The following is a 13,339-nucleotide window of genomic DNA, read 5'->3' as shown; positions in this document are numbered from 1 at the left end:
GCAAAATCATTGGTTAACCTTTCTTGCCATTCAAAATTCAATCAGTCAATTATTTTATCATTCAATAATCTATCATTTTCTAAAATAAACCTCGGCCCTTTGCAGAAAGCTTTTTTCTTTTAGTGTTGCTTCAACCTCGTTTATGGCTTTCATTAAGTTATTCTGTGTATTTGTAATATCAGCTGTAGCTTTAATAATTACTTCCCAAACCGGCTCCATGGTAGCCAGAAGTGCTGTACCCTTTTCGGTGAGCTCAACCAAACGCTTACGGGTATCAACCTTGTCCTTTTTAGAACGGATCAGTTTCTCTTTCTCCAGTTCCTTTAACAAACTGATGGTAGATGGGTGTGCATAACCAATTTCATCTGAAAGTGAAACCACACTCATGGTCGATTTTTTATACAACGTATAGAGTACAGGAAACCATTTGGGTTGAAAGTCGATTCCGAATGCTTTATAAATCAGCAGGCCATCTTTACGGATCTGATCGCTCAGCCTTTGCAAACGCGTAGAAATGGCCAATAAACCAGAAGCATCAATTACATTTTGTTCCATCAAACAGATTTTAAATCCAAACCATAAAATACATTATCAACAGCCATACGAGGAAAATAACTTGGCAAATCTTTCATTTCAACTTGCTTAAATCCGTTACGTTCGTAAAAGCGACACGCAGCCTGCAATATATCTTTGGTACCCAAATATACCTCATTCAGGTTATTATCCGCGCAGTAGCCTAAAAGCGTTTTCAATAAAGCCTGCGCAACACCCAAATCTTTCCCACGAAAGTCCTTTTTAACAAACATTTTTCTTATCGCCCCCGATTGATGCCCAGGTACAGCGATTAAAGCAATAGTACCAATCAATTCACCATTTAATTTGGCACCCCAGAAGGCGCCGCCGGAGCCATCGTAATTTTTTTCGATATCTAACAGATCTGGTTGCGCAGCCAAGTCGATATCGACATTAAATTCTATTTGTTGGATGGGTAGAATCAACCCAATAATCTCTTCGCAGAATTGATTATTTAACCGTTCAATTTTAAATTCGTCTTGCATCGTTAATAATTATTCTACAAATATATGTAGTTAACTACATATATTGCAAATCGAAATATCATTTCAGCATCAAATTTGATAGTGAGTCAATCGTCATGCAGTCCAAAATATTAGTGATCAGCACCTTCCACTACTCAGACCCTGAAATAAATCCGATAGCTATCGGATCAGGGTGACGATCGTGCTAGACATTCAGCTTAATTGCTGTTTTTTAATCTATTAATGAAATCAACAATCTTTTTATCGGCATAATTCGCTACACCTTCATGTTTGAAAGACAATCGGCCCTGCTTATCGAAAATAACTGTTGTAGGCAAAGCGCCTGTAAATATCTGCTCGGGGATGTTGCTTTCTACTTTATAAACAGGCATTTGATATTTACGACTGACCATAAACTTACTCGATTTTGCAAGATCGCCATCCGCATCAGCAAAAATAAAAACAACATGTTTATCATCTTTAAACTGAGTATACAATTTGTTGATCGAAGGCATTTCGGCCCTACATGGTGGGCACCAGGTTGCCCAGAAATTAAGAAAAATAACCTTGCCTTTTAAATCACCCAGATCTACCAGTTTTCCTTTAACATCTTTAAACTGGATACCATTAAGGTTAGTAGAGGCGTTATTGGCCGTTTCGATCTTTGGTTTATAAAAACCAATTTCCATTAACCCCCTAATCAAAAATGCTTTTGCATCCGGTACAAAAATAATTACCAAAAAAATAATGATAAATAACGCACTGAATATATTTTTCTTGATAAACGTCATTAGCTATAGATTCTTCTGATCACAAATGATAACGAAAATAGGTTTACAATTGGTATAGCGATAATTTAACGTTAAACCATTGATTAAATAGCCAGTCATAACACAGCAAATACAATGTTACTTTGTAAATATATATAATTGCTTAGGAATTACTATTTTTGCCCTGTTGAAAAAGCATAGACAAAACATTAAAAAATATTTATCAGCAATTATGCTGATGGTGTTTGCTATTGCTTTAACTCCATGGAGTGTTCTTCACCATCACAACCCCGTTCAGGTTGTACAAAAAGAATTGCACTGTAAACACGTAAGTCATGTACAGGCACATGGCGATACCTGTTTGATCTGTAATGCAAGTTTTGAAAAAAATTATGTACAAACGCACCACATTTACAGAATCTTCTTATCAGCCAAAATTTTCAACCGAACCGAACCTACGTTAAAGAATGCCTTTACAGAAATAAAGCGCACGTGTTTACGTGGTCCCCCTTTAGCTTAATTTTTTCTTGTGGCGCATCCGCGCCGAATCAAATTATTTATCTGAGAAATTAAAACCAGCTTCATTTAAGCTATTGTTTTAGCTTTTCGTTCATTTTTATTTACATACAATACATGAAAAAATTACAGCTTATTGGCTTGGTAATTCTATATACATTATTAAGTAATACCGCTTTCGCTGCCCTACTAAAAGATATAAAAGGTACGGTTACAGATGCCAGTACTAAACAAACACTACCAGGCGCTACCATTTTTATCCCTGATTTAAAAGTTACTGCAGTAACAAACAATGATGGTGAATTTATGATTAACAACCTCCCTTCAAAGGGAAGTTATCTGGTTGAAGTACATTATATAGGTTATAAAACAGCTACACAAGTAGTAAACCTGGCTACATCAGCTGGATTGGAATTTTCTTTACAACCCACAGCAATAGAAACAAAGGAAATTGTTATTACCGGAAGTTTGATCAGCAGTACCAGTAAGAGGAACAGTGCTTCATCGGCAGTGGTGGGCAAAGATCAGCTTTTGCAGCCTTCTACCAATTTAATCGATGCACTGACTAAAATCCCTGGTGTATCGCAGATCACCACTGGCCCATCAATTTCTAAACCTGTAATTAGGGGCTTGGGCTACAACAGAATTGTAACTTTAGATGATGGGATTAAACAACAAGGCCAGCAATGGGGCGATGAACACGGCATTGAAATCGATCAGTTTAAAGCAGACCGTATAGAAGTACTACGCGGTGCAGCATCCTTAATGTATGGTTCTGATGCACTTGGTGGCGTAATTAATTTATTAGAGCCAAGCACAGCACCAGAAGGACAAATTAAAGGTGAATTTATTACCAATTACGCTACCAACAACGGACTTACCGCTAATTCGTTAATGTTAACCGGTAACCAAAACGGTTTTGTTTGGAGGGCCCGTGGAACCTATAAAAATGCTTACTCTTTTAAAACACCTACCGGATATTTCCCTAATTCTGGTTTTAATGAAACCGATTTAAGTGGTATGGTGGGCTTAAACAAAAGCTGGGGATATTCTCATTTAAACGTTTCTAGTTTCCGTAATAATATCGGTTTTTATGAGCCAACATTGGATGGAAACGGCAATTTCGTTAAAGAGGATGGTGAATCTTTTATTACCTCAGACTTTAAAAACCGTGATTTGGATTACCCTCGTCAGGATATTCGCCACTTTAAAATTGCGTTAAATAACAATTTCATTATCGGTAATGGTAATTTGAAAGCCGATTTTGGGTACCAGCAAAACCAACGCCGTGAGCTGGAAGAAGGGCCAGACCCTTCTTTATTTTTCGATCTCAAGACGTATAATGCCGATTTAAAATACTACATCCACGAAACAAATGGATGGCAGCCCGTATTTGGAATAAGTGCCGATGCAGGTCATAGCGAAAACAAGGCTAATGATGAATTTTTAATCCCGAATTATAACACCTATGGAATCGGTGTTTTTGCCTACGCGAAAAAGAATTGGGAAAATAATACATTTAGTATTGGCGCCCGTTACGATTATCGAAAAAACAATGGAAAACAATTATTTGTAGATGGTGAAGAACAATTTGCTCCTTTCCAAAATAAATTCTCAAATGTAAGTGGTGCATTAGGTTTTACCCATCAATTTAACGAGGAGCTAAACTTTAAAGCCAATGCAGGCTCTGCCTTCCGCGCTCCCAACCCGGCAGAATTAGCTTCAAATGGTGTACACGAAGGAACTTTCCGCTACGAAATTGGTAATTCCAATTTAAGCCCTGAGCGTAGTTACCAGGTAGATGCCGCACTAGAATACGAAGGTAAGTTAATCAGTGCAAGTGCCAGTATTTATAATAATTACATCCATAACTTTATTTACGCCTCAACCAACGGAGAAAGAATAATGGCTGAAGGAGATGATTACCCGGTTTATCGTTATGGTCAGGTAAATGCGAACCTGTATGGTGCAGAAGCAAGCTTAACCATACACCCGGTTCCTTTTATCCACTTCGAAAATACATTTGGGTATGTACATGCGCAAAATAATACGTTAAACAAGCCTTTGGCCTTTATACCAGCGGGTACATTACGTAATGAATTGCGTTTCGAGCCTAAACTTAAAGGTACAAATGACGCATACTTATCGGTAGGTATTAACTCTGCATTTAAACAAGCGCGAGTGGACGATGTCTTCGAAACGCCAACAAGCGGTTATACCTTATTAAATGCAGGTATCGGCGCTACCTTTAACTTAGGGAAGCAGCCGGTTAAACTATCTGTTTCGGCCAACAACTTGTTAGATCAGAAATATTATGATGCTTTAAGTAGATTTAAACCAGGACGTTTTGATCAGGAGAATCCTAATTTGGGTGTTTACAATACTGGTAGAAACATCACTTTTGGATTGTATGTTCCTTTTACCTTGGTAAAATAACTCTATAATCCTCATTGTAGGAGATTAGATTTTAATGATTTTTATAAATCGATTCGTCATTTCCAACTTGATTGGAAATCGTAATGCAAAGAAAGGGCTTTAGGATTCCCGCCTGCGCGGGAATGACGATCATTTTTAATCCTGCAGAGGGCAAGAGAATTGACGAAGTAATATTACTTGCAGAGTATAAGTCCAAAAACAAGAAAGCTAGCGGAATGCTGGCTTTCTTGTTTTTAAGTTGCTTTGAACTTAAATTATTTCTTAAACGTTTCCCTTTTGGCCCTAACATACTGATTTGGCCATTCGGTATTATCGCCAAGCACTTGCGCCGCATGTGTAGGGAAATAAGCATCACGTAGCGATTCGCGGGCAATAAAAATTAAATCGGCTTTGCCTTGTTCTAAAATTTCTTCTGCTTGCTGCGCCTCCACAATTACACCTACTGCTCCTGTGTAAATACCAATTTCATTTCTGATTTTATCAGCAAAAGGAACTTGGTAGTTTGGTCCCGCAGGAATAAAAGCATCAGGTACATTTCCTCCTGATGAGGCATCTATTAAATCGACCCCGCGATCTTTTAACACGGCTACTAATTGTAACGAATCATGCTCATTCCAGCCGCCCTCTGTCCAGTCTGTTGCTGAGATACGAACAAATAAAGGCAAGTTTTCTGGCCATACCGATTGTACAGCTTCAACTACATCAATTACCAAACGGATCCGGTTTTCGAAACTTCCGCCATAAACATCAGTTCGTTTGTTGCTCAGCGGACTAAAAAACTGATGCAGCAAATAACCGTGTGCAGCATGTATTTCTACTACTTTATAGCCTGCATCCAATGCACGTTTAGCAGCTGCGCGGAAAGCAAAAACAATATCCTGAATTTCTGAAATCGTTAATTCATGAGGTTCAACTTGCCCTGGCTTAAAAGGAGTTGAAGATGGTGCAAGGGGTTTCCAGCTATTTTCTCCTGCAGTAATCTGCTCACCACCATTCCAAGGCACCTCACAGCTGGCTTTTCTACCCGCATGCGCCAATTGGATGCCCGCAATAGCACCGTTATTATGAATAAAAGAAACAATCTGTTTCAATTTATCTACATGCTCATCTTTCCAGATGCCCAAATCGGCATAAGTAATTCTTCCATCCGCAGTAACCGCAGAAGCTTCCTGGATAATCAACCCTGCTCCACCAACTGCACGGCTGCCTAAGTGCACCAAATGCCAATCGTTGGCAAAACCATCAACGGCAGAATACTGGCACATTGGCGAAATAACAATTCTATTTTTTAAGGTTACATCCTTTATGGTTAAAGGAGAAAATAATTTTGACATCATGTTGGGTTATTTTACCGCAAAGAACACAAAGTTTTTCCGCAAAGGAAAATAAAGTCGTTTGCCCCGAGCGCTCTTCGCATATTACACAAACATACAATCTCCATATTAAGGAAGTTTTAATGCAACAGTTATTAAACGGATATTTTACCTTCCCATGGCTGAGCGCAGGGCGGAGAGCACGGAGTGCCAAACGTTGAGGGCTGAGCGTTAAGGCATATCGCAGGGAAAACGCCAGCCGCTGCACGCTTAGCGCTAAACTTTTTTCCACAAAAATTTGGAGATTACCAAACAACATCATACATTAGTGCACTATTTAACTAATACAGTAGGTATGATAAACATTAACAATCTTAATTTTGGCTACAGCAAGCATAAGCCATTATTTAAAAATATGAGCATGCGGTTAAGCAATGGTCATATTTACGGTTTGCTTGGAAAAAATGGAGCCGGTAAATCGAGCTTATTAAAAAACCTGGCCGGTTTAGTGTATGCTCAAAGCGGCACTCTGGATGTGATGGGTTTTAATCCTGCCAAAAGACAACCCGCACTATTAGAACAGATCTGTTTTATACCAGAAGAATTCTATTTGCCTTCGGTAAAAATAGATGCTTACTTAAAGGCCAATGCTCCATTTTACAAAAACTTCGATCACCAGTATTTTGCCACGCTTTTAAAGGAATTTGATATTCCAGCCAGCAATAAACTGATTGAAATGAGCTACGGACAAAAGAAAAAATTCATTATTGCCTTTGGACTGGCTACTCAAGCCAAACTCGTAATTATGGATGAGCCTACAAACGGCTTAGACATTCCATCAAAAGCGCAGTTCAGGAAAATTATGGCTTCAGCAATGACAGATGAACGTTGCATCATCATTTCTACCCACCAGGTTAGGGATTTGGATAATTTAATTGATACCGTGATTATGCTCGATGAAAACGATGTTGCCCTAAAAGCATCGGTAGAAGAAATTACAGCAAAGTTAACTTTCAAAAAAGTTAAAGAAGTAGACGACAGCATTTTTTATGCAGAGCCATCATTATCGGGCTATAATGCGGTAATGCCCAACTATCACCACGAAGAAAGCAAATTAGATATGGAACTTCTTTTCAATGCTATACTTGCAGAAAAAATCAAATTTAAACCTTTATTCAGTTAAGCGATGAACAACACATTTAATATTAATCGATTTGGCTTATTGCTTAAAAGAAAATGGTTAGATTTTGGAAAAATTTACCTCATGAGTTTAGTGGTACTAACTGTAGTTATTGTTAGTTTCTACCTCTTCAATATCCCTATTGTAAAACAATCAAATTTAAGATGGAATGATAATGAACATGCGCAGCTCGGTTTCCGCCTTCCGACTTTTCTTATGGTTGGATTTCTGTTTTTAACGATAGAAGCAAGTACCTATTTTAGCGCTCTTGGTCAAAAACCGAAGGCGATTATGGAGTTAATGACCCCAGCATCTACCACCGAGAAGTTCCTCTGTGCAATTCTTTTCACCACAATCATCAGTTTAATAAGTTATCTGTTTATTTTTTATATAATCGACGCTCTTTTTCTAAACTATATTAATGAGTTATGGGAAAATCAAAAAGCTATGAACTACAATACCAATAAACTTAGCGTGGTTTCTTTCAGCACTTTGTTTGATGATTTAACGGAGGACAGAAGGAATAAATTTTTGTTTGCCTTTCCATTCTTTTTCTCCAGTATTTTTCTACTAGGTTCTGTTTATTTTAACCGCTTTCACTACATTAAAACAGCATTAACGGCAACAGCCTTTTTCGCATTTGTTATCTTTTTAGCTTTTAAAGCAGCGAAATGGCTAATGGAAGGGAAGTACAACGCAGGCGCACAAGAAAAAGACTTTGTATTCGTAATACTTTTTGTGGCTAGTGTCATAGTCACCTTTATTATCTGGGCGATTACGCACATCCGTTTGAAAGAAAAAGAGGTTTAATTTTAAAAAGGTATAGATATGGAATTTAGAGATAACAAGGCGATATACCTTCAAATAGCAGAATATGTTTGCGAACATATCCTGTTAGGAAAATGGAAAGCCGATGAAAAAGTTCCTTCGGTGCGGGAACTGGCTGTAGAAATGGAAGTAAACCCCAATACAGTAATGCGCACCTACGAGCTGTTACAAAACAAGAACATTATCAACAATAAAAGGGGGATTGGTTTTTTTGTGGAAGAGGGGGCAATAGATAATGTAAAAAACTACCGCAAACAGCAGTTTATAATAGATGAGCTACCTGTAGTTTTCAGAAACATTTACCTGCTTGATATTAGTTTTGACGAATTGGAAAATCAATACAAAACATTTGTAAAAGAAAATTTTAACGCTTAATAAAATGAAAACAAGTAATAAATTACTAACCGCCCTTGCCGTATTGCTGATTATCATTCCAATAATAGTTGTGGCAATTAATGTCAAGATAAATTATAAGCACTCAATCGGTGATAGCTTTGTAGAGGAACAGGAATTAAACGAAGAGCCCTTTGATAAAGAATCTTCTGGCCGAACTTCTATACCAATCAAAACTGCTTTTAGTAGCGTTAATATTCCTGATGCAAAAAGAAACGTGCTACAAATTCACTTTATTAAAAGCGCAATGTCAGGTGTAAAAGTACCCACAGAGATGAAAAATGAAATCAGTTTCAGCGTAGATAATATGGGTGTGCTAAAGATAAACGTCGGTGATAAACTAAAAACATCGGGCTATCATAGATATGGCATAGCAATATTAATATATGGTCCAAATATTAATGGTCTTAGCTTAAATAACTCTACAAGCCTGGTTTTAACAGCAAAAACTGATACATTAAACGTTAATATGAAACGATCTGGTTCACTAAGCTTTGGCTCGCCAATAACATTTAGCGTAAATGACAAAATTACGAGAGTAATTAATCAAACAGATATCAAACAATTGAACGTAAAACTTGATAGCGCGTCTTTTTATTCATCTAATAGTTCTTATAAAAGCTTAACTATCACCAGCAAAAATTCATCAGTTGATATTCGGGGCGATGAAAATAGCAATAATAGCATTGAAAATTTAACAATTAATACCTTCGAAAAATCTGATATTAAAATAGAAAATGTAATTGTAAACAAAATGGCCGGTAGCCTATCAGACGAAACAACTGTTGGAATACCTGTAAAATACCTTAAACAAATATTTAAAAAATAAATTCCATTCCCGATAAACCTAAACTTATCGTAGCTTTTTACGCTGTAATGTTTTTTATAAACACCTTTTATTCGGGCTATGTAAAAAGGGGCATGATTTTTAAGCTAACTAATTGGCAAAAGTTACTTGGGCCAATTAGTTTTTTAGTTTTTACATCATAACCCATTATGAAGAGATATTTTCTTTTATTTGCCTTTACCCTTTTTCTTTTTAGCCATGTACATGCACAAAAAATAGATACCCTATCTATTACCCTTGATAACGTTAAATACCCCTATCTAGTTAAATATTTCCCTATTAATACCGAAGGGCAAGATATTAAAATGGCCTATATGGATATTGCCCCAACCGCAGCAGCCAATGGAAAAACAGCAATCCTTTTCCATGGGAAAAATTTTGGTGGTTATTACTGGGGCAATGTAATTAAAGCTTTAACCAACATTGGCTACCGCGTTATTGTTCCTGACCAAATTGGTTTTGGTAAATCATCTAAAGCATTTATCCATTACAGCTTCCATCAAATGGCTACCTGGAATAAAAGACTTTTAGATACACTTGGCGTTCAAAAAACCGTAGTTTTAGGTCATAGTATGGGCGGTATGCTGGCTACACGTTTTGCTTTGATGTACCCAGAAACTACCGAAAAACTCTTGCTCGAAAATCCAATCGGACTGGAAGATTATAAAACTTTCATCCCTTATATCACCACCACCCAACAGTACCAAACGGAACTCAAAACAACAGCTGAAAGTGTACGAAAGTATTACCAAGGCTCTTACTTTACTTATTGGAAACCGGAATATGAATACCTGGTCAGTATTGCCGGAGGTGTAACCAATAGTTCTGATTACCCGCGTTGGGCTAAAGTTGCTGCACTAACCTATACCATGATTTATGAACAACCTGTAGTATACGAATTTCAGAACCTAAAGGTCCCTACAGTTTTATTTATCGGCAAGGAAGACAAAACCATTGTAGGCAAAGGATTACTTACACTTGATCAGCAGGCGTTACACGGGCAATATAAACTTTTAGGAAAACAGACTGCAGCCAAAATTATCGGCGCGAAAATTATTGAGTTTGATGCCTGCGGGCATATTCCGCATATCGAAATTCCTACGGAGTTTCTGGTGGCGTTAACTGGTAGCCTTTAGCTAATGCAAGACCTTATAGGTTTTAAAAACTTATAAGGTCTAAATAAATTAATTAACCTCTTTCCCTACAATCTTATTAATGCCTTGCATTTCGAAATCGATGTCCTGCCCCATCGATTTCATTTTACCATACAGTTCTACGCGGAGATGGCTGTTAAGCACAATTCCGGTTTTCATATCAAGTGAGGTTTCTCCGGAGTTGGTTCCTTGTAAATCAGTTTCCATTTTGTTACCGATGATTTCAAAATTCCCCTTTGAGACTAATGTACCCTTTACGCCCAGTATGGCGATACCATCTTTCACTTCCTTCAAAGTGTATTGTGTAATCGTTTCAATTGGCATGTTCATCTGCATTTTGGTATCAACCGTCCAACTGTCACCTATTTTAACGGCTTTGTCTGGATAGATTTTAAATGACGATTCCATTGTTTGTTTTACCACCTCGTTGCTAAACTGTTTACTTAAAGCATTTTTAATCTGTTTAACCTGACTGGTATCTTTAGTCATCCTTGCCGCCATATTATCGAGCATTTTATCTATACCGGCAACTGTTTTAATCCCACCATTAGGGGTTACAGTCATATAAAAAGACGCTCCTTTTAGGCCGCTAAAAGGATTCTTTTTGGTACTATCCTGATCATCTGAATTAAGGGTCATGGTATTACCCATCGCAACCGATTTCATAGAAATTCTGTTGTAAGTTACTTTCACATCCTTTTCGCCACTATGGCCTTCGGTAATATCAAAAGTATAATCCGTTCCAATGCTTTGAGTTAAATGTACATCGCGACCAGCAATTTTCTGCTTAATAATCTGATCGGAAGTGATAGAGAAATTGTACTTATAGCCTGTTGGATAATTTTGTCTGAGCACATAGCTTTTCTGAGCAAAGGCACCGATGGAGATCAGGCTATAGATGATTGTTGCAAATATTTTCATTTGGTAATTTATCATTCTAACCTGCAGGCTGTTGCGCAAAAATGTGACTTAACTGAAAATACAATTCGGGATGTTTATCTTTTAACAACTCTGGTTTTTCAAAGAAATATTCAGAAACTACAGCAAAAAATTCTGCCTGATTAGTGATGGCGTAAGGATTAATATCCGATTTATTATCCTCAATTTTTTCCATTTCCTCATGCATCATTTTAATCCATGGTAAAGTATACTCATGCGCCATTAAATTCTCCGGAATACCATCCGTTGCGCCATCAGATTTATCCAAAAGGTGTACAAATTCGTGTATAGCCATATTTTCTTTCCCTGCACTTTTAGAGAAACCATGACGCAGTGCCGAACGCGATAAAATCATCTGCCCGTTCATATAACCTGTACCCACCATGCCCATAATATTTCTTTCGCCACCTTCAAATTGAAAATCTTTGTTAAAAGTATCAGGATACAATAAAACGCTGGTTAAGTTTTTGTATTGCCAATCGTCGAAACCAAAAATCGGGATCACTGCACTCGAAGCAATCAGTAATTCATCTAAAGTAGTCATTTCTAAACCCACCGCTTCAATTTTAACCGTACTGAAAAATGTGGCTACTTTTTGCTCAAACTTAAGTTTATCAGTCGAATCGAGATTATGGTAATACCCTACATAATCATCCAGTATCTTTTTGTCTACATCGGTTAAAGGATCAATAGCCACCTTCTTTTTTTTAAGGATAAGATAAAGGGCAATCAGAAAAATAGGAATTAAGTAAGCAAATGGCAGCGCGTTCATATAAGGATTACACAGATTAACGTGATTACAAGGATTTAAGGTGATTACACCGATTTAACAGATTGCACAGATGCGGTTAGCTTTCGATAATTTCTAATTGGGTTAAAACATTCTCGCGTGTAACGGGATATGGTTTATTGTTGCTTATCGCTTGATAAACAGCTTCGAAGAGCGGCAAATAACTTCCTACTTCTGATGGGACTGTCTCCTCGGTTTTACGACCTTCAGCATCAATGGTTGTTAACAACCCATCTTTACTCGCTGACTCAACGCCGTAGCCCGGATCGGTTAATTTCATACCCGCCAGCAACTGTTCTTCCTGAATATCGGTTCTTTGTTTGATAAAACTTCCATTTACGCCATGTAAAATAAATCCTGCCTGTGGATTTACCACCAACATGCTCGAAGTAACAAAAACATTCAGACTATCAGGGTAGCTCAACTGGATCGAAAAATAATCATCAACCAATGTACCTACCCTGTTTTTACCTAGAATTTTATGGAAACTTAATGGTTTGCCAAACAGGCTGATTACCTGATCTAAAAGGTGTGGACCTAAATCATATAAAAGTCCGCTGGCTTCTACCGGGTTTTCTTTAAACGCCTTCGGTCCAATTACATTACGATAGCGATCGTAACGCATATGAACTTCAACCAGCTTACCCAGTTTACCACTTTCAATCACCTTTTTCACCGCAGTAAAGTCACTGTCCCAACGGCGGTTCTGGTAAAAAAAGATTTGCTTCCCTACACTATCTGCAAGTTCAAAAAGTTCTTTTGCCTGTGCAGTCGTTGCCGTAAATGGTTTTTCAACCAGAATATTTTTATGTTTGGTTAATGCCGCTTTCGAATGCTCATAATGAAGATTATTAGGTGTATTAATAACCACCAATTCTATTTCCGCATCATTTAAAAGCTCATCAACGCTATTGTAGCTGGTAATATTTGGGTAATCATTAACTGCCTTTTTATGGCTGCGTTCTACTATAGCCTTTAAATTGAACCCACTATGTGCTTGTAAAAAGGGCGCATGGAAAACTTGCCCTGACATGCCATAAGCTAATAAACCTGCATTAATTGTTTTATTGATATTCGTATCCATAGGTTATAAATGTAGCTAAAAATACAATTACGATTCAAGCTTTAATGTTAAA

Annotated in this window: 14 protein-coding genes; 7 read left to right on the top strand and 7 right to left on the bottom strand. The window is 37.4% G+C overall.

The window, feature by feature from the left end; genetic code table 11:
- Positions 1–72: 72 nt before the first annotated feature.
- From EZ456_RS07965 to EZ456_RS07955, 3 genes are all read right to left on the bottom strand, one after another.
- A complete protein-coding gene (locus tag EZ456_RS07965; RefSeq protein WP_131528986.1) occupies positions 73–555 on the bottom strand; it encodes a MarR family winged helix-turn-helix transcriptional regulator in 483 nt (160 codons plus the stop codon).
- On the bottom strand, positions 555–1,058 hold the full coding sequence (locus EZ456_RS07960) for a GNAT family N-acetyltransferase (RefSeq protein WP_131528984.1): 504 nt from the start codon (positions 1,056–1,058) through the stop codon (positions 555–557). Before EZ456_RS07960 ends, EZ456_RS07965 begins: the two co-directional genes overlap by 1 nt.
- Before the next feature lie 197 nt (positions 1,059–1,255).
- Positions 1,256–1,828 (bottom strand): TlpA family protein disulfide reductase, encoded by a 573-nt coding sequence (locus EZ456_RS07955; protein ID WP_131528982.1) that lies wholly within the window; start codon positions 1,826–1,828, stop codon positions 1,256–1,258.
- A 166-nt stretch (positions 1,829–1,994) separates the two neighbouring features.
- On the opposite strand from EZ456_RS07955, the gene EZ456_RS07950 reads away from it, so the two are divergent.
- Complete coding sequence (locus tag EZ456_RS07950) at positions 1,995–2,327, top strand: hypothetical protein (RefSeq protein WP_131528980.1); 333 nt, start codon at positions 1,995–1,997, stop codon at positions 2,325–2,327.
- A 113-nt stretch (positions 2,328–2,440) separates the two neighbouring features.
- Positions 2,441–4,759, top strand: a complete 2,319-nt coding sequence (locus EZ456_RS07945) for a TonB-dependent receptor (protein WP_131528978.1) — start codon at positions 2,441–2,443, stop codon at positions 4,757–4,759.
- Positions 4,760–5,013: 254 nt separating this feature from the next.
- On the opposite strand, the gene EZ456_RS07940 is transcribed toward EZ456_RS07945, so the two are convergent.
- Positions 5,014–6,096: an NADH:flavin oxidoreductase/NADH oxidase gene (locus tag EZ456_RS07940; protein ID WP_225876493.1), complete on the bottom strand. Its 1,083-nt coding sequence runs from the start codon at positions 6,094–6,096 to the stop codon at positions 5,014–5,016.
- 331 nt (positions 6,097–6,427) lie between these two features.
- Between EZ456_RS07940 and EZ456_RS07935 the strand changes: the two genes are divergently transcribed.
- The 5 genes from EZ456_RS07935 (at position 6,428) to EZ456_RS07915 (ending at position 10,456) form a co-directional block, all read left to right on the top strand.
- Positions 6,428–7,255 carry an ABC transporter ATP-binding protein gene (locus EZ456_RS07935; protein ID WP_131528976.1) on the top strand — a complete coding sequence of 276 codons (828 nt, stop codon included), beginning with the start codon at positions 6,428–6,430 and terminating at the stop codon, positions 7,253–7,255.
- Between the two features lie 3 nt (positions 7,256–7,258).
- Positions 7,259–8,062, top strand: coding sequence for a hypothetical protein (locus tag EZ456_RS07930; protein ID WP_131528974.1), 804 nt, complete (start codon positions 7,259–7,261; stop codon positions 8,060–8,062).
- A gap of 18 nt (positions 8,063–8,080) precedes the next feature.
- Entirely contained in the window at positions 8,081–8,455 is a 375-nt protein-coding gene (locus EZ456_RS07925) for a GntR family transcriptional regulator (RefSeq protein ID WP_131528972.1), read from the top strand.
- 4 nt (positions 8,456–8,459) lie between these two features.
- Positions 8,460–9,302: a hypothetical protein gene (locus EZ456_RS07920; protein ID WP_131528971.1), complete on the top strand. Its 843-nt coding sequence runs from the start codon at positions 8,460–8,462 to the stop codon at positions 9,300–9,302.
- A gap of 167 nt (positions 9,303–9,469) precedes the next feature.
- On the top strand, positions 9,470–10,456 hold the full coding sequence (locus EZ456_RS07915) for an alpha/beta fold hydrolase (protein ID WP_131528969.1): 987 nt from the start codon (positions 9,470–9,472) through the stop codon (positions 10,454–10,456).
- A gap of 48 nt (positions 10,457–10,504) precedes the next feature.
- Here the strand turns inward: EZ456_RS07915 and EZ456_RS07910 are convergent, their stop codons facing one another.
- From EZ456_RS07910 to EZ456_RS07900, 3 genes are all read right to left on the bottom strand, one after another.
- The gene (locus tag EZ456_RS07910) at positions 10,505–11,395 is read right to left on the bottom strand and encodes a DUF6263 family protein (RefSeq protein WP_131528967.1); all 891 of its coding nucleotides are present in this window, start codon (positions 11,393–11,395) and stop codon (positions 10,505–10,507) included.
- Between the two features lie 16 nt (positions 11,396–11,411).
- A complete protein-coding gene (locus tag EZ456_RS07905) occupies positions 11,412–12,185 on the bottom strand; it encodes a M90 family metallopeptidase (RefSeq protein WP_131528965.1) in 774 nt (257 codons plus the stop codon).
- 76 nt (positions 12,186–12,261) lie between these two features.
- Positions 12,262–13,287 carry a Gfo/Idh/MocA family oxidoreductase gene (locus EZ456_RS07900; protein WP_131528963.1) on the bottom strand — a complete coding sequence of 342 codons (1,026 nt, stop codon included), beginning with the start codon at positions 13,285–13,287 and terminating at the stop codon, positions 12,262–12,264.
- Positions 13,288–13,339 lie beyond the last annotated feature (52 nt).

The organism is Pedobacter psychrodurus (assembly GCF_004331735.1).
Lineage (GTDB): Bacteria > Bacteroidota > Bacteroidia > Sphingobacteriales > Sphingobacteriaceae > Pedobacter > Pedobacter psychrodurus.
This window is presented reverse-complemented; position numbering and strand designations above follow the sequence as displayed.

Excerpts from the sequence above, each read along its gene's own strand:
- EZ456_RS07940 (WP_225876493.1), bottom strand. The coding sequence starts at position 6,096 with ATGATGTCAAAATTATTTTCTCCTTTAACCATAAAGGATGTAACCTTA.
- EZ456_RS07955 (WP_131528982.1), bottom strand. The coding sequence starts at position 1,828 with ATGACGTTTATCAAGAAAAATATATTCAGTGCGTTATTTATCATTATT.
- EZ456_RS07920 (WP_131528971.1), top strand. The coding sequence starts at position 8,460 with ATGAAAACAAGTAATAAATTACTAACCGCCCTTGCCGTATTGCTGATT.
- EZ456_RS07965 (WP_131528986.1), bottom strand. The coding sequence starts at position 555 with ATGGAACAAAATGTAATTGATGCTTCTGGTTTATTGGCCATTTCTACG.
- EZ456_RS07930 (WP_131528974.1), top strand. The coding sequence starts at position 7,259 with ATGAACAACACATTTAATATTAATCGATTTGGCTTATTGCTTAAAAGA.
- EZ456_RS07910 (WP_131528967.1), bottom strand. The coding sequence starts at position 11,395 with ATGAAAATATTTGCAACAATCATCTATAGCCTGATCTCCATCGGTGCC.
- EZ456_RS07925 (WP_131528972.1), top strand. The coding sequence starts at position 8,081 with ATGGAATTTAGAGATAACAAGGCGATATACCTTCAAATAGCAGAATAT.
- EZ456_RS07935 (WP_131528976.1), top strand. The coding sequence starts at position 6,428 with ATGATAAACATTAACAATCTTAATTTTGGCTACAGCAAGCATAAGCCA.
- EZ456_RS07900 (WP_131528963.1), bottom strand. The coding sequence starts at position 13,287 with ATGGATACGAATATCAATAAAACAATTAATGCAGGTTTATTAGCTTAT.
- EZ456_RS07915 (WP_131528969.1), top strand. The coding sequence starts at position 9,470 with ATGAAGAGATATTTTCTTTTATTTGCCTTTACCCTTTTTCTTTTTAGC.
- EZ456_RS07905 (WP_131528965.1), bottom strand. The coding sequence starts at position 12,185 with ATGAACGCGCTGCCATTTGCTTACTTAATTCCTATTTTTCTGATTGCC.
- EZ456_RS07945 (WP_131528978.1), top strand. The coding sequence starts at position 2,441 with ATGAAAAAATTACAGCTTATTGGCTTGGTAATTCTATATACATTATTA.
- EZ456_RS07960 (WP_131528984.1), bottom strand. The coding sequence starts at position 1,058 with ATGCAAGACGAATTTAAAATTGAACGGTTAAATAATCAATTCTGCGAA.